Origin of the sequence: Natrinema sp. CGMCC1.2065 (assembly GCF_051225675.1) — an archaeon.
Classification (GTDB): Archaea; Halobacteriota; Halobacteria; order Halobacteriales; family Natrialbaceae; genus Natrinema; species Natrinema thermotolerans.
Map to the genome: position 1 here is coordinate 502,849 of NZ_JBPJSJ010000001.1, position 25,264 is coordinate 528,112.

At 66.1% G+C, this 25,264-nt stretch carries 22 protein-coding genes; 13 read left to right on the forward strand and 9 right to left on the reverse strand.

Annotated features, from left to right (window positions below):
- Positions 1-689: 689 nt before the first annotated feature.
- The gene (locus ACSBP4_RS02510; RefSeq protein WP_049965485.1) at positions 690-1,463 is read right to left on the reverse strand and encodes an IclR family transcriptional regulator; all 774 of its coding nucleotides are present in this window, start codon (positions 1,461-1,463) and stop codon (positions 690-692) included.
- Positions 1,464-1,658: 195 nt separating this feature from the next.
- On the opposite strand from ACSBP4_RS02510, the gene ACSBP4_RS02515 reads away from it, so the two are divergent.
- A complete protein-coding gene (locus ACSBP4_RS02515; RefSeq protein WP_006649838.1) occupies positions 1,659-2,855 on the forward strand; it encodes an acyl-CoA dehydrogenase family protein in 1,197 nt (398 codons plus the stop codon).
- A gap of 1 nt (position 2,856) precedes the next feature.
- Positions 2,857-3,855, forward strand: a complete 999-nt coding sequence (locus ACSBP4_RS02520) for an MBL fold metallo-hydrolase (protein WP_435551276.1) — start codon at positions 2,857-2,859, stop codon at positions 3,853-3,855.
- On the opposite strand, the gene ACSBP4_RS02525 is transcribed toward ACSBP4_RS02520, so the two are convergent.
- The 3 genes from ACSBP4_RS02525 to ACSBP4_RS02535 form a co-directional block, all read right to left on the reverse strand.
- A complete protein-coding gene (locus ACSBP4_RS02525) occupies positions 3,828-4,817 on the reverse strand; it encodes a TIGR03617 family F420-dependent LLM class oxidoreductase (RefSeq protein ID WP_435551277.1) in 990 nt (329 codons plus the stop codon). The two genes, ACSBP4_RS02520 and ACSBP4_RS02525, sit on opposite strands and share 28 nt — an antisense overlap.
- 66 nt (positions 4,818-4,883) lie before the next feature.
- Positions 4,884-5,822 (reverse strand): D-2-hydroxyacid dehydrogenase, encoded by a 939-nt coding sequence (locus ACSBP4_RS02530; RefSeq protein WP_435551278.1) that lies wholly within the window; start codon positions 5,820-5,822, stop codon positions 4,884-4,886.
- A 3-nt stretch (positions 5,823-5,825) separates the two neighbouring features.
- Entirely contained in the window at positions 5,826-7,406 is a 1,581-nt protein-coding gene (locus ACSBP4_RS02535; protein ID WP_049965489.1) for a class I adenylate-forming enzyme family protein, read from the reverse strand.
- A 177-nt stretch (positions 7,407-7,583) separates the two neighbouring features.
- Between ACSBP4_RS02535 and ACSBP4_RS02540 the strand changes: the two genes are divergently transcribed.
- Positions 7,584-8,732: an acetyl-CoA acetyltransferase gene (locus ACSBP4_RS02540; RefSeq protein ID WP_435551279.1), complete on the forward strand. Its 1,149-nt coding sequence runs from the start codon at positions 7,584-7,586 to the stop codon at positions 8,730-8,732.
- Positions 8,729-9,154 carry a Zn-ribbon domain-containing OB-fold protein gene (locus tag ACSBP4_RS02545; protein ID WP_435551280.1) on the forward strand — a complete coding sequence of 142 codons (426 nt, stop codon included), beginning with the start codon at positions 8,729-8,731 and terminating at the stop codon, positions 9,152-9,154. The genes ACSBP4_RS02540 and ACSBP4_RS02545 overlap by 4 nt, the downstream gene beginning before the upstream one ends.
- A gap of 18 nt (positions 9,155-9,172) precedes the next feature.
- Here the strand turns inward: ACSBP4_RS02545 and ACSBP4_RS02550 are convergent, their stop codons facing one another.
- Complete coding sequence (locus tag ACSBP4_RS02550) at positions 9,173-10,192, reverse strand: FAS1-like dehydratase domain-containing protein (RefSeq protein WP_435551281.1); 1,020 nt, start codon at positions 10,190-10,192, stop codon at positions 9,173-9,175.
- Between the two features lie 264 nt (positions 10,193-10,456).
- Between ACSBP4_RS02550 and ACSBP4_RS02555 the strand changes: the two genes are divergently transcribed.
- The 8 genes from ACSBP4_RS02555 (at position 10,457) to ACSBP4_RS02590 (ending at position 20,621) form a co-directional block, all read left to right on the forward strand.
- Positions 10,457-11,230 carry an SDR family NAD(P)-dependent oxidoreductase gene (locus ACSBP4_RS02555; RefSeq protein WP_049965493.1) on the forward strand — a complete coding sequence of 258 codons (774 nt, stop codon included), beginning with the start codon at positions 10,457-10,459 and terminating at the stop codon, positions 11,228-11,230.
- 140 nt (positions 11,231-11,370) lie between these two features.
- Complete coding sequence (locus ACSBP4_RS02560; RefSeq protein ID WP_435551282.1) at positions 11,371-12,948, forward strand: class I adenylate-forming enzyme family protein; 1,578 nt, start codon at positions 11,371-11,373, stop codon at positions 12,946-12,948.
- A 42-nt stretch (positions 12,949-12,990) separates the two neighbouring features.
- Positions 12,991-14,286, forward strand: coding sequence for an MFS transporter (locus ACSBP4_RS02565; protein WP_435551283.1), 1,296 nt, complete (start codon positions 12,991-12,993; stop codon positions 14,284-14,286).
- 91 nt (positions 14,287-14,377) lie between these two features.
- The gene (locus ACSBP4_RS02570) at positions 14,378-15,922 is read left to right on the forward strand and encodes a molybdopterin-dependent oxidoreductase (RefSeq protein ID WP_435551284.1); all 1,545 of its coding nucleotides are present in this window, start codon (positions 14,378-14,380) and stop codon (positions 15,920-15,922) included.
- Positions 15,923-16,145: 223 nt separating this feature from the next.
- The gene (locus tag ACSBP4_RS02575; protein WP_233274332.1) at positions 16,146-17,564 is read left to right on the forward strand and encodes an ABC transporter substrate-binding protein; all 1,419 of its coding nucleotides are present in this window, start codon (positions 16,146-16,148) and stop codon (positions 17,562-17,564) included.
- 104 nt (positions 17,565-17,668) lie between these two features.
- On the forward strand, positions 17,669-18,622 hold the full coding sequence (locus ACSBP4_RS02580; protein ID WP_006649851.1) for a carbohydrate ABC transporter permease: 954 nt from the start codon (positions 17,669-17,671) through the stop codon (positions 18,620-18,622).
- Positions 18,619-19,491: a carbohydrate ABC transporter permease gene (locus tag ACSBP4_RS02585; protein ID WP_006649852.1), complete on the forward strand. Its 873-nt coding sequence runs from the start codon at positions 18,619-18,621 to the stop codon at positions 19,489-19,491. Before ACSBP4_RS02580 ends, ACSBP4_RS02585 begins: the two co-directional genes overlap by 4 nt.
- Positions 19,492-19,535: 44 nt before the next feature.
- Positions 19,536-20,621 (forward strand): ABC transporter ATP-binding protein, encoded by a 1,086-nt coding sequence (locus tag ACSBP4_RS02590; RefSeq protein WP_006182791.1) that lies wholly within the window; start codon positions 19,536-19,538, stop codon positions 20,619-20,621.
- 6 nt (positions 20,622-20,627) lie between these two features.
- On the opposite strand, the gene ACSBP4_RS02595 is transcribed toward ACSBP4_RS02590, so the two are convergent.
- The 4 genes from ACSBP4_RS02595 to ACSBP4_RS02610 all read right to left on the reverse strand — a co-directional run bounded on the left by ACSBP4_RS02595 (position 20,628) and on the right by ACSBP4_RS02610 (position 24,298).
- Positions 20,628-21,203 (reverse strand): RDD family protein, encoded by a 576-nt coding sequence (locus ACSBP4_RS02595; RefSeq protein ID WP_435551285.1) that lies wholly within the window; start codon positions 21,201-21,203, stop codon positions 20,628-20,630.
- Positions 21,204-21,277: 74 nt separating this feature from the next.
- Complete coding sequence (locus tag ACSBP4_RS02600) at positions 21,278-21,559, reverse strand: hypothetical protein (RefSeq protein ID WP_006182789.1); 282 nt, start codon at positions 21,557-21,559, stop codon at positions 21,278-21,280.
- Between the two features lie 203 nt (positions 21,560-21,762).
- On the reverse strand, positions 21,763-23,013 hold the full coding sequence (locus tag ACSBP4_RS02605) for an acyl-CoA dehydrogenase family protein (RefSeq protein WP_435551286.1): 1,251 nt from the start codon (positions 23,011-23,013) through the stop codon (positions 21,763-21,765).
- Positions 23,014-23,149: 136 nt separating this feature from the next.
- Positions 23,150-24,298, reverse strand: a complete 1,149-nt coding sequence (locus ACSBP4_RS02610; RefSeq protein WP_049905777.1) for a thiolase family protein — start codon at positions 24,296-24,298, stop codon at positions 23,150-23,152.
- 161 nt (positions 24,299-24,459) lie between these two features.
- Between ACSBP4_RS02610 and ACSBP4_RS02615 the strand changes: the two genes are divergently transcribed.
- Entirely contained in the window at positions 24,460-25,245 is a 786-nt protein-coding gene (locus ACSBP4_RS02615; RefSeq protein WP_049965500.1) for an SDR family NAD(P)-dependent oxidoreductase, read from the forward strand.
- Positions 25,246-25,264: the final 19 nt, after the last annotated feature.

Sequence of the window (25,264 nt, forward strand, 5' to 3'; positions counted from 1 at the left end):
CTGCCGATGTTCATCGGAACTCTCCGTCACGAAAACAGTGTAATCCCTTGCTCGAGTCCGACCGGCCACTCGCGGTGAGTCCGGCCAGTCCCGTCAACAAATACTGGATAGTCGACACCATTCGAAACCACTATTTTATTTATAACTTTGATGGATCGGTCCGCGGCCGCTCGGTTCTCTCCCGGATCGATGCCACAGCGGCTATACGATCCTGCCCGAAAACCGTTGTTGACTGTGGGAATACGTACGAACAGTGTAGCGGTAGCGACGAATAGGGGCTGGAACGCCGTCCGAGCCGATTGCCCCGTCTCGTTTCCGAGTAGTCAGGCTAAAGGACACCATTCGTTCGATTTGGAACTATTTGGAACGACCCACGGACGATACCGGATTTTCGAACCAATCGCTCGAGGAGGAAGTTCTATCAGTAAAATAGTATACTTTGTACTCCGTTAGATAGGGTTTCGAACACCACTCGATGGGACCGGCGCCCCGGTCGCTCGTCGGCCGGCGACTGCCTATCGAACGCCGGCGGGGCCGCGGCGACCACCGGCCGACCACCGATGTCCTATTACAACCGTATGGCTGTAAATCCCTTGGGGAACGACCGCTTTTCGTGCCCGTCCACGGTTGCTGGGTTCCAACCGGCGTTCGTCTCGCTCTGTACTGCTGCGTTCGGCCTGACTGAACGGCTACGAGAACATCACGTTCACTTCGATCGTGTTCGCCGTCGACAGCAACCGGTCACGCAGGTCGTTTTCCTCCCACTCGTTCTCGAGGCGGTGTTGTGGGCCGGCGACGGTGACCGCCCCGTAGACGGTGCCGTCGTTGCCCAAGATCGGAGCGCCGATCGCGCTGATTCCCCGGAGGTACTCCCCGTTGTTGTACGCGACGCCGTCCTCCCGGATCGCGTCGAGTTCGTCGTAGAGCGTCTCTCGGTCGGTAATCGTGTTTTCGGAAAATGCCGGGAGCCCCCACTGTTCGATCACGTCTTCGACGCGCTCCTCGGGAAAGTGAGCGAGCATCGCCTTGCCGCCGGCCGAACTGTGGAGATAGGTGTGCGTGCCGACATCGATGTCGCTGGTAAAGGAACGAGTCCCCTCGCTGACGTTGATGACCGTCCCGAGCCCGTTCTGGTGTGTCGAACAGAGGACTCGCTCGCCGACCTGCGCCGACAGTTCGTCGATCGGCGCGTCGGCGGCCTCGTACAGCGGCTCGGCGTGTTTGACGTGTTCCCCGAAGGAGAGAAACCGGAGGCTTAGCCGGTATTCGTCGCCGTCCTGGACGACGTATCCTTTCGACCGCAGCGTCGTCAGATGGGCGTGTACCGTACTCTTTGCCACCCCCGTTCGCTCGGTGAGTTCGGTGACGCCGGCCCCTTCGGCCTGCCACAGTGCCTCGAGAATATCGAGGGTCTTCACCACCGCTTCGACCCGATTCCCTCCATCTACGCCCGGTGTTGTCATACACCACGTTCAACGATGGGAGCCAAAACTGTTCCGCTCTGCTGAACGCCAGTTACGGGCGAAAAAATCGATTCGGCTCCGAACCGACGCGGTTTTGGGCCCGAACCGGCGGATTCACGGCGATCGGCCCACTGCATGTCGACTGAAAACGAGTGTCATGGTAACGTTTATGTAGGGCGTCATGTGACGTAGATTATGGACTTCAGCGAACCGTCCGAAGCCGTCCAGATCAAGAAGGCACTCGACGAGTTCATCGATCAGGAGGTCGCCCCGCTCGAGAACGAGTACGACGAGTTCCTCGGCGCGGACTACGAGAAGGAGATCGTCGACGACGAGCATCGGCAGGTCCCCGAGTACCGCAATATCGTCGAGGAGATCCGTCAGAAATCCGTCGAGGCGGGCTTCTACGGCATGACGATGCCCGAGGAGGTCGGCGGCGGCGATGTCGACATCCTCACTCGCGCCATCGTCGGCGAACACATGTCCAATCGGCCGCCGGGCTTCCACAGCTCGATCTTCGGCGGTGCGGGCGGTCCGACGCCCATCCTGCTCGCCTGTGACGACCGACAGCGCGAGGAGTACCTCGAGCCGCTGATGGACGGCGAGATCACGACCTGTTTCGCGCTGACAGAGCCGGGCCACGGCAGCGACGCGCACTACATGGATACCACTGCGGAGAAAGACGGCGACGAGTGGGTCATCAGCGGGCAGAAGTGTTACATCACGAACGGACCGTACGCCGACTTCGCGATGGTGTTCGCTCGCACGAGCGGAGAGGACGGCGATCTGGGCGGGATCACCTGCTTCCTCGTCGACAAGGACAACCCGGGCTTCGAGGTGGGCAAGATCCACCGCGCGATGGGGATGACCCCCGGAACGCACTCGGAGTTGTACTTCAACGACTGTCGCGTCGGCGAGGAGCAGGTGCTGGGCGAGGTTGACAAGGGGTTCCAGTCCGCGATGGACTGGATCGGCGGCGGCCGGATCAACATCGCTGCCGGCTCCGTCGGGACGGCGCAGTTCCTGCTCGACATGTCGGTCGAGTACGCCCGGGAACGGGAGACGTTCGAGAAAAAGATCGGCCACCGACAGGGGATCTCCTTCCAGCTGGCCGAACTCGCGACCGACATCGAACAGGTCCGCCAGCTCTACCGCTACGCCGCCTGGAAGATGGACAACGGCGAGCGCGCTCGGAAAGAGGAGTCGATGGCGAAGCTCCGTGGCGCGAAACTGGCCAACGACGCCGCCGACATCGCGATGCAGGTCCACGGCGGGGCCGGCTTCATGAAGGACCTCCCGATCGAACGCAACTACCGCTCGGCGCGGGTCTTCCGCATCTTCGAGGGGACCGACGAGATCCAGAAACGGACGATCGCTCGCGAACTCATCTGAGATGGGTGAGTCGACGGAGCGGGGCGCAAGCGCCGCCACGGGGCAGGTGTCGCGCATCGACTTCGACATCGAGTGGCCGCCGAAACACGCCGCGGCCTACCTCATCGAGGAGCCCGAACCGATCCTGATCGACACCGGGGACCCCGAAGCGCGCGCCGAGGCGACGATCCGCGACGGGCTGGCGGCGGCGGGGTACGACCTCGAGGACGTCGCTGCGGTGGTCGTCACGCATCCCCACAGCGATCACATCGGGCAGGTCCCGCTGTTGCGCGAGGCCGGTGCGACCGTCTACGCGCCCCGGCCCGTCCTCGAGCAACTCGAGCGCGATCCGGCCGACCTCGCGGCGGGGATCCGCGAGATCGGCCGGTCGGCCGGCTACCACGGCGAGGCCATCGAACGCGAGACCGAACGCGCGAAGTCGTCGCTCGAGCGCAATCGCCGGCTGCTCGAGCCAGAGGCGGCAGTGCCGTTCGCGTTCGACGAGCCGGTCACCGTCGCGGGACGGGCGTTCGACCCGATCCACACGCCCGGCCACCAGGTTCACCACGCCAGTCTGGCGACCGAGGTCAACGGCGAGCGCGTCCTCTTCTCGGGGGACGCGCTCATCGAACCGTTCCGTCCGGGCGCGATCAACGTCGGCCTCGACTACGGTGCCTACGACGCCGTCGACGACTTCCACCGCGCGATGGAGCGGCTCGAGGGCCGCGCGGTCGATCGGGTCTTCCCCGGGCACGGTCCGGTCTTTACCGACTACGAGGGCGCCATCGAGAACACGCGGTCGGCCCTGGAGTCGCTCACGGCCGAAACCCTCGAGGCGGTCAGCGCCGTCGGACCGGCGACGCCCCTGGAGATCACCCGGCATCGCAGCGGCGAGGTCCGGCATCCCGCCCAGTTGCTCGATACGCTCGGGGCGCTCGGTACGCTCGAGGGGCGGGGCAGAATCGAGTACGAGGACCGCGACGGCGCTCGCTACTACTCGTTCAGGAAGGCTTCCCCGTGATCGAGCGGGAGGACGACTCGGTCGGCGATCCCGCCGTAGACCGCCCGCGCCTCCGCGAGTAGTTCTTCGGGCGGCGCTTCGATCGCGAACGTCGACACCATCTCGTCGGTCACGAGGTCGGCCATCTCCTCCCACTCGCCGTCTTTGGAGAGTTCGTGTAACTCCTCGCCGACGGACTTCCAGCCGTGGTGTTCGAGGACGTCGTGATAGGTCCGGGTGCTGCCGTAGAAGGCGATTCGCCGGCGCACCTCCCGGCGAGACTGCTCGCGTTCGTCCTCGGTCTCGCCCGTCACGACGAACGGACTCGCGGAGAGGGCGACGTCCTCGAGGGACCGCTCCCCGCGATCGGCCCCCTCGGCGACGGTCGGCGCGATGACGTCGTCGGTGTAGCCGGGGGTATTGAAGACGTGCATGTCCAGTCCGTCGCAGAGTTCGCCCGCGAGTCGGATGTTGTACTCGTTGACACCGGCGATGTAGATCGGGACGTCGGGATGGTCGATCGGCCCCGGATTGAAGTTGTCCGTCATGAGCGAGAACGAGTAGTGGTCGCCCTCGTAGTCGAGGTCGGCCTCGCCCTGGAATACGTCGAAGATGTGACGCAACGACTCGACGACCTCGCGCAGTCGCGGGCCGGGCGACTCCCAGTCGATGCTGAAGCGGCGTTCGTTGTGGCCTTTGACCTGCGTGCCGAGGCCGAGGACGAACCGGCCGTCGGTGTACTGTGCGAGGTCCCAGGCGGTGTAGGCGAGCGCCATCGGGCTGCGGGTGAACGAGAGTGCGATTCGCGTCCCCTGCTGGATCTCCTCGGTTCGGTTGGCGATCACCGGGTGCGGCAGGAACGCGTCGTTGTCCATCTCGGGGGTCCAGACGCCGTCGAACCCGAGTTCCTCGGCGCGGGCGGCGGCCTCGCCCGAATCGTTCGCCAGCTTCGGCACCATCGCGTCGATGCGAAGGTCTGACATACCCGATGGTCGACGGGTCGACCCTTCAATCTATGGACGGGTGCAGCCGCGAGCGGAGTGGAAAAATCAGACGACGCGGTTCTCGAGCGCCTCGCCGTCGCGGAACCGATCGTAGTTCCGGAGGAAGACGTCGGCACAGCGCTCCCAGTAGTGGGGCGTGCTGCCGGCCATATGCGGCGTCACGAGGACGTCGTCGCGGTCCCACAGCGGCGATTCCTCGGGGAGGGGTTCCTCCTCGAAAACGTCAAGCGCCGCGCCGCCGAGGTCCCCGGCCGCGAGCGCCTTGACGAGCGCTGACTGATCGACGACCTGCCCCCGAGCGATGTTGACCAACACGGCGTCGTCCGGGAGTGTCGCGAGCGCCTCGTCGTCGAGCAGCCCCCGCGTCTCGTCGGTCAGCGGACAGGCGACCACGAGGTAGTCGCTCTCGGCGAGGACGGACTCGAGGCCGTCGGGACCGTAAACCTCGTCGACGCTCTCGGGCGCGTCGGTCGGGTCCCGCTTCGTCCCGATCACGCGGGCTTCGAAGGTCCGGCAGTAGTCGGCCACGTTCGAGCCGATCGCGCCGACGCCGACGATCCCGACGGTTCGGTCGCCGAGTTCGCCGCCCATGTAGCGCTCCCACTCGCGGTCGTCCTGCTGGGCGATCGCGCGGTCGAACCCGCGCTCGAAGTGCAACAGATACCCCAGGACCTGCTGGCCGATCGGCTTCGCGTGGATTCCCGAGACGTTCGTCAGCGCCACGCCGCGGTCGGCCAGCGCGTCGCGATCGAAGCGGTCGGTCCCGGCGCTCAGTGCCTGTACCCACTCGAGGTCGGCGGCCGCCTCGAGAACCTCGTCGGGGAGCCGGTGGGTGACGAGGACCTCGGCATCGGCGACCGCCGCCGGGAGGTCGGCCTCGTCCTCGACGTACTCGAGGTCGATCCCCGGCCGACGCTCGCGGATCTCGGCGGTGACCAGCGGCCCGCCGCCCGCGAGGACGTGCGGGGAGACGACGACGCGCACGAGTTACCGGTCCTCCGTCCCCTCGCCGTCCTCGAGTTTGTACTTCTGGATCTTCCCCGAGGTCGTCCGGGGCAGTTCCTCGATGAACTCGACCTCGCGGGGGTGTTTGTAGGAGGCGACGTTGTCGAGGAAGTACTCCGTGATCTCCTCGCTCGTGATATCTTCGCCGGGCTCGACGCCCGGTGCGGTGACGACGTATGCCTTCGGCACCTCGTTGCGTCGTTCGTCGGGAATCCCGACCACAGCGCCCTCGGCGACGGCCTCGTGTTCGGCCAGCAACTCCTCGAGTTCGCTGGGGTAGATGTTGTAGCCGGCCGAGTTGATCATGTGCTTTTTCCGGTCGACGATCTCGTAGTAGTTGTCCGCGTCCCGTCGAGCGATGTCGCCGGTCCGGAAGAAGCCGTCCTCGGTGAAGGCCCGCTCGGTCGCCTCCGGCATCCCGTGGTACCCCTTCATTACCTGTGGGCCCCGAACGAGGAGTTCCCCCTCCTCGCCGATCCCGACCGTCTCCCCGCTCGAGTCGACGATCTTGGCCTCGGTCATGCGGGTCGGCTGTCCGATCGTCCCGTGGCGCAGGCCGAACGTCGAGTTGCGCTGGGAGTGGGTCGCGCCGTTGGTCTCGGTCAGCCCGTACCCTTCGGCCATCTCGACGCCCGCGGTCTCCTCGAACTCCTCCTGGACCGCGACGGACATCTTCGCACCACCCTCGCCGGCCGACTCGAGGCTGGTGAGGTCGTACTCGCCGAAGTCGTCGCTGTTGATCATGTCGACGTACATCGCGGTGACGCCGACGTAGTGGGTGATTCCTTCTTCCTCGATCAACCGCATCGCGGCGTCGCCGTCCCAGTTGGCCGCGCTGCGCAGATAGACGCTCCCGCCGCGGACGAGGGGCTGCCAGGCGGTGTGCGTGAAGCCGGTGATGTGATAGAGCGGCAGCCAGACGAGGCTCTTGACGGCCTCGCCCTCGAGGGTCTGCTCCTGTGCGAGGACGGAGAACGTCTGGGCGCGGAAGTTCCGGTGGGTGAGTTGAACGCCCTTCGGTTTCCCGGTCGTCCCCGACGTGTACGGCAGCAGCGCCACGTCGTCGTCGGCCCGCTCGACGAACCGCTCTTCGCCGCGGACGTCGTCGAAGGCGTGGACGCCATCGTCGTCGGTGTCGCTATCGACGGCGATGACGATCGGATCCCAGTCGATCGCCTCGAGTGCCTCCTCGAGGTGGGGTTCGAGGGCCTTGTGGGTGAGAACGGCCGCGGCCTCGGTGTCCTCGAGCTGGTAGGTCAGCTCGCGTTTGCGGTACTGAGGGTTGACCGGCGAGACGATCACGCCGGCCTTGAACGCGCCCAGCGCGCCGATCAGGTACGGCGGGCAGTTCGGCAGGTACTGGAGCATGACGTCGCCCGGCTCGAGCCCGAGGTCGGCCAGACCGCCGGCGAAGCGTGCGCTCTCGGCCCTGAGGTCGTCGTGGGTCAGTGTCTGCCCGTGGTACTCGATCGCCTGCGCGTCGCCGTGTAGCCGAGCCGTCTCGTCGTGGAGCCGCGCGACGTTCCCTTCCCTTGCACTCTCGCTAACGCTTGCCAAATCCATGTCACACGATATCACGGAATGGTATAAAATAGTATCTCTCGGTAGCCGACGACGGCGGGGTCCCACTGCTGTGTGACTCGATGGCCCACGACCTGTGGTATCTTCTACCACAACTTATTTGCGTTCGGTCGAGATATCGGGAGACGATGATACGACCGGTACGACGGAGGGACACCCGTGGCTGAACCGATTCTCGCGGGCGTCGCCGAGAGCGACCTCGGCGAGACGCCCGACCGGAACTGGCTGGACAACGCTGCGATCGCGACAGTGCGAGCCCTCGAGGACGCCGGCTGCCAGCTAGCGGACGTCGACGGCGTCGCGGTCGCGGGCGGCAACGACTACATGCCCGCACTGGTACTGTCCGAGTACCTCGACCTCGACGCACCCTCGTTTCTCGAGGGGACCGAGATCGGCGGCTCGTCGTTCGAACACTTCTGTGGCCACGTCCGCGACGCGATGGCCCGCGACGAGGCCGACGTGGTGGTCGTCGCCTACGGCTCGACGAGCAAGACCGGCCCCGGCAGGGACCAGTCGCTCGAGGAGACCCACCCGATCGACGGCTTCGTCCGGCCGACCGGTCTCTTCCGCCCGCCGGGGGCCTACGCGATGGCCGCGCGCCGGCACATGCACGAGTACGGCACCACCGAGGAACAGCTCGCGGAGGTCGCCGTCGCGACCCGCGAGTGGGCCGCGATGAACCCCAAGGCGGCCCAGCGCGAGCCGATCACCGTCGACGACGTCCTCGAGTCCCGGGAGATCGCCGAGCCGTTCAACCTGCTGGACTGCTGTCTCGTCTCGGACGGCGGGGGCGCGGTCGTCCTCGTCAGCGAGGCAAAGGCCGCGGAACTTGGCGTCCCGGAGATCGCCGTCGCGGGCGTCGCCTCGACGAGTACTCACCGTCAGGACATCAGCGAGATGCCCGACATGACGACCACCGGGGCCGCGGTGACCGGCCCGAAGGCGTTCGACCAAGCCGGGATTACCCACGACGACGTCGACGTCGCCGAGATTTACGACTCGTTTACCTACACCGCCCTCGTGACCCTCGAGGATCTGGGCTTCTGCGAGAAGGGCGAAGGCGGCGAGTTCGTCTCGGGCGGCACCACCGCGCCGGGCGGCGAGTTACCGATGAACACGCAGGGCGGCGGCCTCTCGTACTGTCACCCCGGTCACTTCGGGGTTTTCGTCCTCATCGAGGCCGCCCGGCAGCTCCGGGGCGACTACGAGGGCGACCGCCAGGTCGACGACGCCGAGGTGGCGGTCGCTCACGGTACCGGCGGCTTACTCTCCTCGAGTAGCACCGTCGTCCTTCGGAGGGAATCATGACGGGACGCGTCGAGGACCGCCGCGAGGACTGGGAGGGGCCGGTGCCGGTCCCGACCGGCGCGACGGTCCCGTTCTGGGACGGAACGCTTGAGGGCGAACTGCGCTATCAGGAATGTGAGTGCGGCCACCGCCAACTGTACCCGCGGGCGGTCTGTACCGCCTGCGGGGCCGAGGACCCGCCGTTCGAGGAAAGCGAGGGCGTCGGCACGATCTATACCTACACCATCTGTCACGTCCCCGGCGAACCCGGCTTCGGCGAGCGAACGCCCTACGTCGTCGGCGCGATCGACCTCGCCGAGGGACCACGCCTGCTCGCCCTGCTCGACGCCGATCCCGACGACCTCGAGATCGGCGCGGCCGTCGGGGTGGCGTTCTGGCAGGTCTCAGAGGAAGCCGCGATTCCGGTGTTCGTACCGGAGTAACGGTCCGAACGCGTCTTTTTACTCGAGGTTGGCCGTCGCCGTCCCGGTCAGCAGCGTCTCGCCCTCGGTTGTCCGGGCCTCGAGTGCCGCCTCGACCGTGCCGGCGTCGGGATCGACCTCGGCGACCTCGCCGCTCGCGACGACGGTGTCGCCGGGGAACACGCGGGACTGGAACCGGACGTCGAAGCTCGTCACGTCCCGCAGATCGAACCAGTTGGCGACGACCCGCGAGGTGACGCCGGCGGTGAACATCCCCTGGCCGAAGACGCTCTCGTTGCCCGCCCCGGTCGCGTACGGTTCGTCGTAGTGGATCGGGTTGAAGTCGCCGCTTGCCCCGGCGTATTTGACGAAGTGCTGGCGCTCGAGGTCCTCGACGACGACCGTCGGGCCGGCGTCGCCGGGCTCGAGGCCGTCGACGGTCCGGACGCGCTCGAACTCGTCGACGGTCGGCGAGGGCGTCGTGGGGTCCGCTTCGGCGGTGCCGCCGTCGGGTTCGGCCGGCTCGCCGTCGCTCGCGGAGTCCTCGGCCGCACTCTCGTCGCCGCCGTCGTCGATCGCGCCCTCGGTTTCGATCGCCGTCGAGCGGTCGGTCAGGACGAGTTCGCCCTCCGGGGTTCGGTACTCGGTCTCGAGGACGGCGAAGGTCATCGTCCCCGCCCGACCCCCTTCGCGCTGGAAGACGTCGGCAAGGGTGGTCGTCCCCTCGAGGACGTCGCCGACGTAGACGGGGCGTTCGTACTCGTGGGCCTGTTCGCCGTGGATGACGTACTCCGGCTGGAAGGCGAGGTCGAAGCCCTTGCCGTCGACGTCGGCGGGGGTGTATCGCGGGAATCGGGCGACCTGCGAGTAGGTCAGCGGCGCGGGAACGCGATCGTGGCCCCGCTCGGCGGCGACCGACTCGTCGCGGAAGACGGGATCCTCGGCGGTGATCGCCCGCGCGAACTCCTCGACTTTGCCCGGCTCGATCCGGAACGCCTCGGCCGTGACCGTGGTGTCGCCGACCATCGCCTCGAGTTCCTCGATAGGCTTATTCGGCATCGTGGTCCTCCGTGGCTCCTCCGGTCGTCGCGGGCTGGTCGATCGTCGCGTCGCGTCGCGCCTCGGTGCTGTGTCCGCGCTTCATTGCCGCCATGGTTTGCGGACGACTGACATAACAGTACCCCTCTCGGACGCCCTTCGTGGGGACCGGTCGAATAGCTTATACCGACGGTCGATGAACCCGCATACGATCATGGCAGTGACTGTCACACTCGGGTATGGAGACCGGTCAGTAGAACGAACACACATCGTGGAGGGCGACCGATGACGGTCGACCAGTTCAGCGTCGACGGTGAGACCGCGATCGTCACCGGCTCCTCGAGCGGGATCGGGAAAACCATCGTCGAGCGATTCGCCGACGACGGCGCGAACGTGGTCGTCACCTCGCGGGACATCGATAACGTCCAGCCGGTCGCCGACGACATCAACGAGAGCGAGCGGCCGGGCGAAGCGATCGCGATCGAGTGCGACGTGACCGACCGCGACGCGGTCGGGGACCTGATCGACGAGACGGTCGAGACGTTCGGCGGGCTCGACATCTTGATCAACAACGCGGGGGCGAGCTTCCAGGCCCCACCCTCGGAGATCAGCGAGAACGGCTGGAAGACCATCGTCGACATCAATCTCCACGGCACCTTCCACTGCTCGCAACTCGCCGTCGAGTACATGCGGGACAACGGCGGCGGCCGGATCGTCAACTTCGCCAGCGTCGCGGGCACCCGCGGCTCGAAGACGATGAGCCACTACGGCGCGGCCAAGGCCGGCGTCGTCAACTTCACCACATCGTCGGCGGCCGACTGGGCCGAGGACGGGATCTGGGTCAACTGCATCGCACCCGGACTCGTCGCCACGGAGGGCGTCCGTACCCAGATGGGGGTCGAGGACGACGCCGACGAAATCGCCCGCACCTCGCCGGATCGTACCATCGGCAAACCCGAGGAAGTCGCCGACCTCGCGCAGTTCCTCGCCAGCCCCGCCTCATCGTACATGGTCGGCGAAACCATCGAGATCAAGGGCATCCCTCGCCTCGGCGAGTAACGACGCGTCGCCGCGAGCGCCCGACTCGAGTTCACGGTGGCCTCGGAGCCGACGCCCGACCGTGCGAGACGGGGCCGAAACACGAACCGTGTTACCAGTACCCATATACTTTTCAGGTCGAACGACAAATCGGGTGAAACATGGAACTCGATATCGTTTCCGCGGAGACGCTCATGGAGCCGCCCTACGACGGCAACGTCGCCAACCTCCTCGAGCGAGCGGTCGCGGAGCATCCCGACACGATCGCGATCGAACACGCTGGCGAGACCATCACCTACCGTGAGTTCGGCGACCGCGTCGCACGCTTTGCCGACGGTCTGCGGGAACTCGGCCTCGCGGCCGGCGACCGCGTCGGCGTCTACATGCCCAACGGGATCGACTTCTGTACCGTCGTCTGGGCCTGCTGTCACGCCGGGATCATCGCCAGCCCGCTGAACCCCGAGTACCGCCGCCGCGAGATCGAATACCAGCTCGACCACGCCGACGCCGAGGCGGTCCTCGTGGAGGGGTCGGCCGACGAGTACGTCCGCGAGGCCGTCGCCGACCTCGAGACCGACATCGTCAGCGCGACGGCCGGCAGCGACCACCCCTCCCTGCCTGAACTGGGTACCGATACCGAGGCGGCGGTCGTCGACCGCGAGGACGAGGACGTCCTCCTCCAGCCCTACACCTCGGGGACGACCGGGAAACCGAAGGGCGTCCTGCTGACCCACCGCAACTTCCGGGTCCAGGTCGCTCAGGCCGTCTCGAGCTACAGCGCCGGCCCGATCAAGGGCGACGGCATCATCGTCCTGCCGATGTACCACATCACGGGGATGGTCGGCATGATGTCCTCGCTGTGTGCCGGCCGGACGCTGCACCTGCTGCGGCCCGATCAGTGGGACCCCGAACTCGTCCTCGAGAAACTCGACGAACACGACATCCCGGCCTTCGTCGGCGTCGCCGCGATGTTCGTCGACCTGCTCGAGGCCTACGATCCCGACGAGTACGACCTGTCGACGCTCGTCCGAGCAGGGCAAGGCGGCGACAAGCTCCCGCAGCCGACCCGGGAGGGGTTCGAGGAGGCACTCGACGTGCCCCTCACCGAGGGGTACGGGCTGACCGAGACGACCGCGACGAGCCACACCATCCGGTGGTCGTCGCTCGGCAACCGGCCCGGCAGCGTCGGCCAACCGGTGGGTCACACCCGCTCGAAGGTCGTCGACGAGGACGGCGAGGAGGTCGAGCCCGGCGAGGAAGGCGAGATCCTCATCGCCGGCTCGCAGGTGATGAAAGGCTACTACAAGAACCCCGAAGCGAACGAGGACGTCTTCACCGAGGACGGCTTCTTCCGGACCGGCGACATCGGGACCCGCGACGAGGACAACTACTACTACATCAGGGGTCGCGAGAAGGAGATGATCCTGACCGGCGGCTACAACGTCTATCCACGCGAGATCGAGGACCTGCTGTACGACCATCCTGAGATCCACGAGGCCGCGGTCTTCGGCGTCCCCGACGAGCGCCGGGGCGAGACCGTCGCCGCCGCGATCACGCCCGCCGAGGGAGCCGAGATCTCCGCCGAGGACGTCGAGTCGTACGTCCTCGACGAACTCGCGCCCTACAAACACCCCCGCATCGTCGAGGTGCGCTCGGACCTCCCGAAGACCGGCAGCGGGAAGATCCGCAAGACGAAGTTACGCGACGAGATCGTCGCGGACCGCGGGCTCGAATCGTGAGTCCCTTACACACGGGCGCTCGAGTCGTCGACCACTGCCAGCATGTCTGAGGAGGCCACCTACTCGACGGGGGAGATCCGGACGATCGCGCTCGCGGTTATCGCGGGGGTTTTCTTCGGCGGCGTCGCGACCGGGGTCGCGTTCCCGACGCTGCCGTTGCTCGACGAGAAGCTCGTCATCTCCGCGGTCATGCTGAGCGTGATCCTCTCGGCCAACCGGATCGGGCGGCTGTTCATGAACACGCCCGCCGGGACGATCATCGACCAGTACGGCGCGCGGACGCCGATGATCTTCGGGCTGTTCACGCAGGCGCTCGCCCCCTTCGGCTACGTCGTCGGGCTCAAGACGCCGCCGACCCACCTCGGGACGCTCCCCCTGCTTGGCGACGTGTCGCTGCCGGGGCTGGTCTTCGTGCTGGCGCGGCTGTTCTGGGGGATCGGCAGCGCGTTCGTCTTCATCGGCGCGTTCGCGACGATCACCTACGTCACCACGGCGGACAACCGCGGCCGCTGGGTCGGCTACATGCGCGGCGGGCAGTCGCTGGGCTTTCCCACCGGCCTCGTCGTCGGCGGCCTGTTGACCGACCTGGCCAGCATGCAGACCGCCTTTCTCACGGCGGGCGTCCTCGCGCTGGTCGCCGGCACCGTCGCGACGCTCGTCCTGCCCGACGTCCACGGCGGTGCCGACGGGGGCAGAGCCGCCAAGCTCCGGGAGGTCCCCGCCCTGCTCGCGGCCAACCCGACCGTCGTCCTGATCGGCTACGGCAACTTCGCCGTCCGCTTTCTCTGGGGCGGGATCATCCTCTCGACGCTGGCCCGCTACGCCAGCGACTACGGCCTCGAGCTGTCGGCGCTGGGCGCGGCCGGCATCAGCGGGATCGTGATGGGACTGGGCGTGATCACCTCGGGGTCCATGACGATCGTGACCGGCTGGATCTCGGACATGGTCAGCGATCGGACGCTGCTGACGGTGCCGGCCTTTCTCGCGATGGGCGCGGGCTTTCTGGTGATCGCCTACGTGCCGACCATCGAGGCGCTGCTCGGGGCGATCGTCCTCGTCGGTGCGGGGATGGGGTCGGCCGCGCCCGCGTTGCTCGCGATCATGGGCGATCTCACGCCCGGCGACGAACTCGGGCGGATGGGCGGCGTCTATCAGGTGATGGGCGACGTCGGGCTCAGTCTCGGCCCGCTCGTCGCCATCCCCGCGGTGGACCTCTGGTTCGGCTACCAGTTGACCTACGTCCTCTGTGCGGCGCTCGTCTTGAGTTGCCTGACGATCGTCTCGCTGCCGCTGCTTCGCAACCCCGACGTCTCGCGGACGGGCGTGAAAGCGGACTGAGGTCGCTGGGGGTTCCGACTCGACCGACTCGAACCCCTACTCACGTGCGCGAAGCTTTCATGTTCGGGCAGGCGTATTGCTACATGTTACCATGGTGGGTTCACGCGTACGGAGTGCGGTCGTTCGGGTCCGGCCGTGGCTGCCGGCGGTCGCGGTGGCGCTCGCTGCGGGACTGGCCGGCGTCGCGGGATCGTATCTGGCCGTCGGCCGGCGGCCGGCGTTCGTCGCGACGCCGTTCGACCGCCTCGTCGTCGCGCTCAGCCCCGACGCGCTCATCACCTTCGCGATCACGCAACTCGGGACGCTCGGGCATCAGCTGGCGTTTCTGCTGGCCATCGCGGTGGCCTGTCTCGCGTTCGGACTGGCCGCCCTCCCCGGGGTGGCGCTCCTGCTGGGACGCGGTCCCGCCGCCGGGCTACTGGACCGGGGACGTGGGAAAGCCGTCGTCGGCGTCCTCCTCGGGCAGGCCCTGCCGTCGGCGCTCGCGTTCGGACTCACGCGGTCCCGGCCGTCGGCGCTTGGCACCGCCGCCGGCGTGGGGATCGTCCTGCTCGTGGCCGCCGTGGCGACCGTCCTCGCCGCCGGTACGGATCGCCCACTCGGCTCGCTCGAGCGGCGACGCGTCCTCGGCTCCCTCGGGACGGCGATCGGCGTGAGCGCGCTCGCCGTCTTCGTCCACGGTACCGGCGAGGAGTCGTTCCCCTCGCCCCTCGAGATCCCCGAGGACGCCCGCCCCGCGGTCCGGGAATCGCTGACGCGCGCGAAAGAGCAATCGCTCGCAGTCGAGGGCCTCGAGCCGCTCGTCAGTACGGACTTCTATCAGGTCGACATCGGCAACGTCGACCCCGCCGTCGACCGCGACGAGTGGTCGCTTTCGATCACGGGGGCGGTCGCCGAGGAGCAGGAGTACGACTTCGCCGACATCGAGGCGATGGCGCTGGAAGACCGCTTCGTCACGCTGCGGTGTGTCGGCGATCGACTCAACGGCCGTCAGATGGACACCGCCCTCTGGAGCGGCGTGCCCGTCGCCGACCTGCTCGAGGCAGCGGAGCCGTCGGGCGATCGTGTCATCCTGCACGGTGCCGACGACTACTACAACGAGTTCCCGATCGACGCGCTGTGGCCGGGGCTGTTGGCCTATCGGATGAACGGGCGGCCGCTGCCCCGGGCACACGGGGCACCGTTGCGCGCGCTCGTTCCGGGCCACTGGGGCGAGATCAACGTGAAGTGGTTGACCGAGATCGAGGTCCGGGACGAGGACACCATGGGCTACTGGGAACACCGCGGCTGGCACGGCACCGGGCCGGTCGAGACGGTCGCCAAGCTCTGGCGGGTCAATCGCTTCGACGGCGGCCGGTACGAGGTCGCCGGGCACGCCTACGCCGGCACCAGGGGGATCGAGGCCGTCGAGGTGTCGACCGACGGCGGCGACACCTGGACCGAGGCCGACCTCTCCGAGCCCCTGCCCGGCGATGACGTCTGGCGGCAGTGGCGACACGAGTACGGGGCCGGCGGGCGCCACGAGGTGATCGTCCGGGCCCGCGATGGGGACGGGACCCTCCAGATCCCCGAGGAGGACGGCCCGAAGCCGGACGGCGCGACCGGCTGGGTGTCCGAAACCGTCGGCCCGCAATGACCGGCCATGACCGGGTGTTTCCCCGCCTGAACGTCGGCCGCCCGCCCCCGTGACCTGTCCGCGTCCACGTTTTATACCTATACGAGATATTATGATAACTCTCCGTCAGGACGGCTAACGGAGGTGCTTCGGGTGAATCCTCCGAGTAAACTGGTGGAAAAAACATGAACGTTTATATGGGAGTAGCAGGATGTTAGCAGTGGACAAGAGTGATTGTGAACCAATGACACGGGATTCCATCAACAGGCGACGGGTGCTTACGGGTGCAGGTGTAGGACTCGCGGGGGCAATGGCCGGTTGTCTCGGTGGCGGTGGCGGTGACGACGACGTCCAATTCCTGACGGACTACTACAACGACGCGTGGCAATCGGTCTGGGACGACCTCGAGCCCCAGTTCGAGGACGAGACCGACATCCCGGTCTCCATCGAGGAAGCGGGGATGTCCGGGAGTCAGGAGTCGCGGCTCTCCCAGCTGATTCAGTCGGGCAATCCGCCGGAAGCGAACACGTCTACGTTCGACCAGGTGGCCGACATCTGGGAGACGGACCAGCTCGAGACCGTCAACGACGTCGTCTCGTCGATCGAGGAGGTAAACGGGGAACTGAATGCTGGCGGCGCATTCCTCGGTGAGGGAGACGACATCTATCAGATCCCCCACGGCGTCTACGTCTCGAACTTCCAGTACCGCCAGGACGTCTACGACGAACTCGGACTGGACGAGCCCGAGACGTTCAGCGACGTCCTCGAGAACGCCGAGGTGATCGACGACGCCGGCGGTGATCTCGAGGGTATGCGCGGCTACGGGCTAGCCGGGGCGAAGACCGGCAAGAGTCAAGACGAAATGCTCGTCCTGCTCGCGAGCGCGGGCATCTCCGGCATCGGTCTCCGTTGGAAGGACCCGGACGCCCGCGACGAACTCGAGATCTGGTGGCCCGAAGACACGGTAATCGAGGTACTGGAGTACGTGGACGAACTCTCACAGTACTCGCCGGATCCGACCAATATCGGCTGGGCCAGCTCGCTCAGCAGCTGGGTACAGGGTGAATACGCCCAGTGTTACCACCTCAACGCGTGGCCGATCGGCGTCACCGCACAGGCCGCCGAGGCCAACGACAGCGACGGGCTGCGTTCGGTCGCCGAGAACACCGAGATCATCCCGTACCCGATGCAGGACGGCGTCGATCCGAGCGAGAACTGGCTGTCCTCGCCGGCCCCTGACGGCTACCACATCTTCGCGAACTCCGAGCGGCCGGGCGACGCCAAGGAGTGGTTCGAGTGGCTCTACGCCGATAGCATGGAGCGCACCGTGAGCTTCTACGAGACGGACCCCGGTCGGTTCCTGCCGACCTACTCCGACGTGCTGGAATCGGACGCGTTCCAGAACCAGGACATCTTCGAGAATCACGGCCACTTGCTCGAAAAACTCCAGTACGTCCAGGACGAGATCTGGGGCAACCACTACGGCAGCGTCGATGCGGCAAACACCTCTTCGCCGGTGTCACTGTACATGCAACGGCAGTGGTTCTACGGCGAGATGATCAACCGAGTGGTCACCGACTCGATGACGCCACAGGAGGCCTACGACTGGGGGTACGGGGAACTCGAGGACGCCTTCGCAGAGGCACAGGACACGTTCGGATAATCGGTGCCGGACAGCCGACCCTCTTTCGGCCGTGTGAGCGCCGGAGGGAATCGTTTATAGCCAACCGTGAGATTAACATACATGCACGCAGAGGAAATCTAGATATGGCCAGTGAAACCGGAGAATCGATACGGCCTGGCAGGGCGTACATTCCGTGGGACGACCTGCCGGTAAAGCGGGAGACGGTCGCGGGAATCGGGACCGTGCTTCCGGTCGTCGTCCTGTACTTGCTCATCGCGGTGTTGCCAGTCGCGTTCGCGTTCTGGGCATCGTTACACGAGATCCACACGCTCAATCCGGAGTGGCAGTGGGCCGGCCTCGCGAACTACCGGGAGGTCCTGAACATCTCCACGTTCTGGGGCTCGCTGTGGCGGGGGATCGTCTACATGGTCGGCAGTACCCTCCTCCAGCTCGCCGTCGGGCTCTGGATGGCGCTGGTGCTGAACCGCATCACCCGCGGACAGAAACTGCTCACTGCGGTGGTCTTTACGGCCTACCTGATCCCGACGATCATCGTCTCGCTGGTGGCGCTGCGGGTGTTCGATCCGGCCGGCGGCGTCTTCCAGATGATCGGCGCTGAGTGGCTCGGCCTATGGGGCGGACGGGAGGCCCCGCTGGGCTCGCGCGACTGGGCGATGCGGCTGCTGATCCTTGTCGGGACCTGGAAGTTCGCCGTCTTCGTCACCATCTTCACGCTCGCACAGTTGCGCGCGATTCCCGATCGGTTCTACGAGGCGGCGAAGGTCTGTGGCGCGAACCGCTGGCAGATGTTCCGCGACATCACGCTGCCGCGTCTCATGGGGATCGTGACGGTCGTCGTCCTGCTCCGTTCGGTCTTCATGTTCAACAAGTTCGACATCATCTGGCAGCTCACTGAGGGTGGCCCCGGTAACGCCACGACGACGCTTCCCGTGCTGGCCTACAAGACCGTGTACACGGACCAGGCCTACGGCCTCGCCAACGCGATCGCCGTGGTCATGTTCCTGTTCCTGCTAGCGTCGGCGATCATCTACTTCAAACTCTTCAACCCCAGCGAGGAGGTTGAGACGACGACATGAGCCAAAGCGAACCACCGGGAGGCGTCTTCGGCCTCTCATACGACCGCGAGACGCGTGTTATCGAATCACTGAAAGTCGTCAGCACCGCGATCATCGTCCTCGTCGGTGCCTGGCCGATCTACTGGATGACCCAGTTGGCCTTTACCGAGTACGAGACGGTCGAAGACACAGTCACCGTCTTCCCCACGCCGGACATCTTCACGCTGGACAACTTCAACGTCCTGACCGAACCGGAGATGTACACCTACATGTTCAACACGGTCGTGGTGGCTATCGGGACCATCGTGACGGTCGTCCTCGTCTCGCTGATCGCCGGCTATGGCCTCGCGCGACTGGACTTCCCGCAAAAGGAGAACTTCGCGCGGATCCTCCTGATCGGCTACCTCTTCAGCCCGATCGTCATCGGGATCCCGCTCTACCAGATCTGGCAGAACATCGGCCTGCTCGGGACCCGATTCGGGCTCATCATCGCCCTCTCGGCGATCTCGATGCCCTTCGCGGTCTGGCTGATGTGGAAGTACATCATGACGATCCCGGAAGCCCACGAGGAAGCCGCGTGGGTCGACGGCGCGTCGCGGTGGCGGGGCTTTCGTGACGTCGTCGTGCCGCAGTGCCGACCGGCGATCATCGCCGCGGCGCTGTTTGCCTTCGCGCTCGCGTGGAACGACTTCACGTTCGCGCAGATCCTCCTGCCCCAGACCGATACCACGACGTTCGCGCCCGGTATCCTCCGAGCGATGGGACAGGCACAGTTCCTGCCGCAGGCCTACCTGATGGCGATCTCGCTGGCCATGACGCTGCCACCGCTGCTGTTTGCCTACTTCATGCAGAGCTACCTGCTGAAGGGGTTCCAGGTCAGAGCCCTCTGAGCGTGCATCACCTTTACAACTAACACCACGAGACATACCAACATATGCCAGACATCGAGATCCGGAACCTGACGAAAGTGTACAACGAATCGGGTAACAGCATCGTCGCCGTCGACGACGTCGACCTCACCATCGAGGACGGCGAGTTCGTGACGCTGGTCGGCCCCTCGGGCTGTGGCAAGACCACGACCCTACGCTGTGTCGCGGGGCTGAACAAGCCGACCAGCGGGACGATCAAATTCGGCGACCGTGACGTAACACAGAAGCCGGTTCAGGAACGCAACATCGCGTTGCTGTTCCAGGACATCGCGCTCTACCCCCACATGAGCGTTCAGGAGAACATGGCCTACGGGCTCAAGATCTCCGGCTTCTCCCGGGAGGAACGCATGGCCCGCGTCGAGGAGGCCGCCGAGTTGCTCCAGATCACGGACCAGTTAAAGAAGATGCCCGCGGATCTCTCGGGCGGCCAGCAACAGCGCGTCGCACTCGGGCGATCGCTCGTGCGGGACCCGGAGATCTTCCTGTTCGACGAGCCGATGTCGGACTTGGACGCGAAGCTCAAGGCCGAACTGCGGCCGGTCATCGAGAAGGTGACCGACGAGATCGGCTGTCCGACGCTGTACGTGACCCACGACCAGGAGGAGGCGATGACCATGTCCGACCGCGTCGCCGTGATCAACGACGGCGAACTGGCACAGGTCGCTCCACCGAAGGAGGTCTACGACGAGCCGGCCTCGCAGTTCGTCAGCCAGTTCATCGGCCAGCCGTCGACGCAGTTCTTCGAGGGCAACGTCGGCGCGGTCAACGGGACCGCCGAACTCGACGTCGGTGGCTACGAGTACGCCCTCGCCCGCGACGGTCTCGAGGGCTGGGCCGGCGAGGACGTCCGCGTCGGCCTCCGGCCACAGTACATCCGGGTCAGCGACGATCCTGACGCCGGTATCCCGGCGACGCACCTGCTCGACGAGCCGCTGGGCGATGCGACCCACAGCTTCTTCGACACCGAGTTCGGCGAGATCGTCGTCGTCACCGATCCCGACTTCGAGGGCAACGGTGGGGAGTACGGCCTCGTCTTCGAGGACGACTACATCCAGCTGTACGACAACGACTCCGGCGTACGGATCGCCTGATTCCGGTCAGTTCTTTTCGTCGCGGCTCGCTCGAGCGGCCGCGCTCGCGTCCGCGTCGGCAGCGACCGCCGTCTCGAGATCCGCCGGTGCCGTCGAGCGAACGACGATCGTGCCGGCGGCGAGATCCCCGACGCGTCGGCCGTCGGCCACCAGCGCCGAGACGAGCCCGAGTACCAGCGGCGGGACGCCGAGTAGATCGACGTACCGACAGAGGTTTCGGACGGCGCTTGCCCGGAGCGTACACTCGCGACCGTCGGCCATGACGACCAGCAGGCCGCGGTTGACTTTCCCCGGCGTCCGCCCGTAGCGCCACTCACAGACGAAGGAGTAGGTAACATAGAGCGGCAAGAGCGCGACCAGCGACAGGAAGACGACGTACCCACCCAGCGCCTCGTAGGGCCCGCTGAGGACCACGCTCGCGGCGTAGATCAGCGGGAACTCGAGCAGGACGTAACAGAGAACCAGGTCGATCGCCGCCGCCGCCACGCGGGCGAGCAGCACGTCTCGGTCGGCCGCAGTTTCGACTCTTGGGGCCGGTTGTCGCCGGGTCGGGAGGAACCCGTCCAGCGTCCAGTCGATCACGGTGCGACCGCCTCGGCGTTCATGCGGGAGTCATTCAGTAGCGGACGGGAAATAGCTGCCGTCGTCCGACGGCGTTACTCCATCCGGATGTCCGTTCGCAGCGTCACGAGGAAGTAGGCGAAAAGAGCGAGCGTGATGCCGCCGAACACCTGCGAGTCGATCGAAAGGTAGCCGTCGATCTGGTACAGCAAGACGCTAGTGATCGCCAGCACGACGATGGCACCGAGCGTCCGCCAGCGTTCGATCGTTTTCTCGACGGCGATCCCCGCCGTGGACTTCTCGACCGCATCCGACGCCTTGCGGATGTTCTCGAGCCCCGCGCTATCGGATTTGCGTGATGTGGTATCTCCACTCATATAGTGTCGTTATTCCCACCGAGGAGTAAATATCTATGGGTGCAGGTGACACGATTTCGCCGACGGGGTTACACGGGCAGACAGGCCAGCGGCTCGGCAATGGCAATCTGCCCCGACAAAACCGGCCGACGGCGACAGCCGTCGAGTCGGCGACGATGGGGCACGTGAAACCCGGCGGCGAGGCCGGGGACTCGAGGCGAGCGTTACTCCTTGAGTTCGTCGTTTCGCAGCTCTTCGTCGAACTGGAGGGTGTTCTCGATCTCGGTCTCGTCGACGTCCTCGAACGCCCAGCGGGCGATCGAGCGACGGTGGACTTCGTCGGCCCCGTCGACGATACGGAACGCGCGGACGTTCTCGTAGAAGTGTGCGATCGGGATGTCCTTCCCGATCCCGTTGCCGCCACAACACTGCAGCGCGAGGTCGATCGTATCGTTGGTGACGTTCGCGGTGAACATCTTCGACATCGCGACCTCGATGCGCGCGTCGCTGCGATCGAGTTCCCGCGCGGCGTGGCGAACCATGGTTCGCGCGGCGTGCAGGCGGGTTTCGGCGTCGGCGATGCGGTGGCGCAGCGCCTGCTTGTCCTCGAGTTTCGAGCCGAAGGCCTCCCGTTCCTGAAGGTAGGCCTTCGCGATCTCGAGCGAGCGCTGAGCCATTCCGGAGTAGCGCATACAGTGGGTGAGCCGACCGCCGCCGAGGCGCATCTGGGCGATGCGGAACCCGTCGCCTTCCTCGCCGAGGGTGTTCTCGACGGGGACGCGGACGTTGTCGAATTTCATCTCGGCGTGCCCGCCCTCGCGCTCGGTGATCCCGTGGCCGCCCAGGTGATCGACGTTGCGGACGACCTCGACGCCGTCGGCGTCACGCGGCACGAGAATGATCGAGGCCCCCTCGTAGGGATGGGCGTCCAGATCGGTCCGGACCATCGTCAGATAGTAGTCCGCACCCAGCCCGTCGGAGGTCCACCACTTGTGGCCGTTGATGACCCACTCGTCGCCGTCCTTGACGGCGGTACTCTGGAGCATCTTCGGGTCCGAGCCGGCACCCACCTTGGGCTCGGTCATCGCGAAGGCAGTGGAGATCTCGCCCTGGACGAGCGGGCGCAGGTACTCCTCTTTCTGCTCGTCCGTGCCGACCATCTCGAGGGTGTGCATGTTCCCTTCCTGGGGCGCGTTGGCCCGGATCGCGATCGCGCCGATCAGCGAGCGGCCGACCTGCTCGAACGACGGCAGCATGTCGCTGAAGTCCAGTCCCTGCCCGCCGTACTCCTCGGGGACCTGGGGCGCGAACAGGTCGCGCTCCTTGGCCATCTCCCACATCTCGTGGATCTCGTCCATGGAGATCGTCTCACCCGTCGCGAGTGCCTCTCGCTCGCGTGGAATGACGACTTCGTCCATGAAGTCCTCTACGCGGCCCGCAACCTCTTTTGCTTTCTCGGAGTCGTGGTACTCCATATCACCCATAACCGCATACAGCATTGTAAAGCTATAGGTAAGGAAACGCATACATTGGCAACGAACGGGTGGCGAATCGACTACGCGTTCCGAAGCGATGCCCGCTTCCAGTCGGCTCCCGACGGCGGTCGTCCGCTCAGACCCGTTCGAGGATCGTCGCGACGCCCTGGCCGAAGCCGATACACATCGTCGAAAGCGCGGTGTCCTGGCCGGTGCGCTCGAGTTCGTGGGCCAGTTTGGTCAACAACATTGCGCCGGTCGCGCCCAGCGGGTGACCGTGGGCGATCGCCCCGCCGTTGACGTTGACGTCCTCCCAGGACGCGCCGGTCTCCTCGAGCCAGGCCGCGACGACCGAGGCGAAGGCCTCGTTGACCTCGAAGAGATCGATATCGCCGACGCCCATGTCGGCTTTCTCGAGGACGTTCTCGGTCGCCGGGATGGGGCCGCGAAGCATCGTGACGGGGTCGACGCCGACGACCTCGGTCTGGACGATGCGGGCCATCGGCTCCCAGCCGTGTTCTTCGGCGGCCGCCTCGCTGGTGATCAACAGCGCACAGGAGCCGTCGACGATCCCCGAGGAGTTGCCGGGGTGGTGAACGCCCTCGCCTTCTTCGCGGAACGACAGCGGGAGTTCGGCGAGCGTTTCCTCGTCCGTGCCCGGCCGCGGGTGTTCGTCCTGTTCGACGACGATCTCCTCGCCGTCGAGTTCGGTCTCGACGGGCGTGATCTGGTCGTCGTAGCGGCCCTCGTCCCAGGCCCGCTTCCAGCGCCGTTGGGAGTCGGCGGCGATCTCGTCGAGTTCCGAGCGCGTGAGGCCGTAGTTCTCGGCGATGCGTTCGGCCCCTTCGCCCTGCGTGGTCAGCTCGTCGAAGTACTCGAAATACGTGTCGGTCGGTGCGTCGCCGTCCGACCCCATCGGCACGCGGGTCATGTGTTCGACCCCGCCGGCGATGAGGACGTCGTGCTGGCCGGCCATGACGTTCGCGGCGGCGAAGTTCGCGGCCTGCTGGCCCGACCCGCACATTCGGTTCAACTGGACGCCGGGGACGACATCGCCCCAGCCGGCGACCATCGGCGCGAGCCGCCCGATGTTCAGCCCCTGTTCGTCGACGGGCGTGACACAGCCGTAGATGACGTCCTCGATCGTCTCCGGCTCGAATCCGTTGCGCTCGCGCAGAGCCTCGAGCGGTTCGGCGGCTAGGTCCTGCGGGTGCGTGTCGCTGAACGACCCGTCGCGTTTCCCGAACGGTGTCCGGACGGCGTCGACGATGACTGCGGAGTTCATGACGTGGACTTGAGTATTCCGCGATCCGTCATAGAAGTTGTGCATATATTCGTGATCGACCGTGCTGGACTCTTTTCGGGGTACTCAGGATCGTCGGCCGGCATGACGAGTGCTACCCCTCCACAACGATTAAATCAGATCGTGTAGTATTCGCTCGGGCGATGGATTTCGGACTACAGGACCGGACCGCCGTCGTCACCGGCGGGGCCGGACGCATCGGAAGCGCAGACTGTCGACTGCTCGCCGAGGAAGGCGCGGACGTCGTCGTCCTCGACGTGGACGCCGACGGCGCAGGGGAGACCGCCGCGGCAATCAACGAGACCGCCGGGGGCGGCGAGGCGATGGCCCTCGAGTGCGATCTGACCGACCGCGCGGACGTCGCCGACTCGATGGCCGAGGTCCGCGACGCGTTCGGTGGCGTAGACGTCCTCGTGAACAACGCCGCGATGGTCGACGCCCGCTCGCGCGTCGGCGACTACGACGACGACGTCTGGGACCGCGACATCGAGATCAACCTCACCGGCACCTACAACATCAGCAAGGAGCTGTTCCCGCGGATGTGCGAACGCGGCTGGGGCCGGATCGTCAACATGTCCTCGATGGCCGGCTGGTACGGCGGTTTCGGCCAGTTTTCCTACTCCGCGACGAAGGCCGCCATGATCGGCGTCGGCCGGACGATGGCGCTCGAGGGGGCCCAGTCGGGGGTCACCTCGAACGTCATCGCGCCAAACATCGTCGTCGGCGACTGGGCCGACATGGATCCCGACGAACTCCGGGAGAACGTCGACGAATACTACGCCCGCATCGCCGACGCGACGCCGATGCGCCACCTCGGGACCGAGGAGGACGTCGCCAATATGGTCACGTACCTCTGCTCGGAACAGGCGAGCTACGTGACCGGGCAGGTGATCGGCGTCACGGGTGGGATCGACCTCTTTAGCTTCTGACGGCGACCACGAACCGACT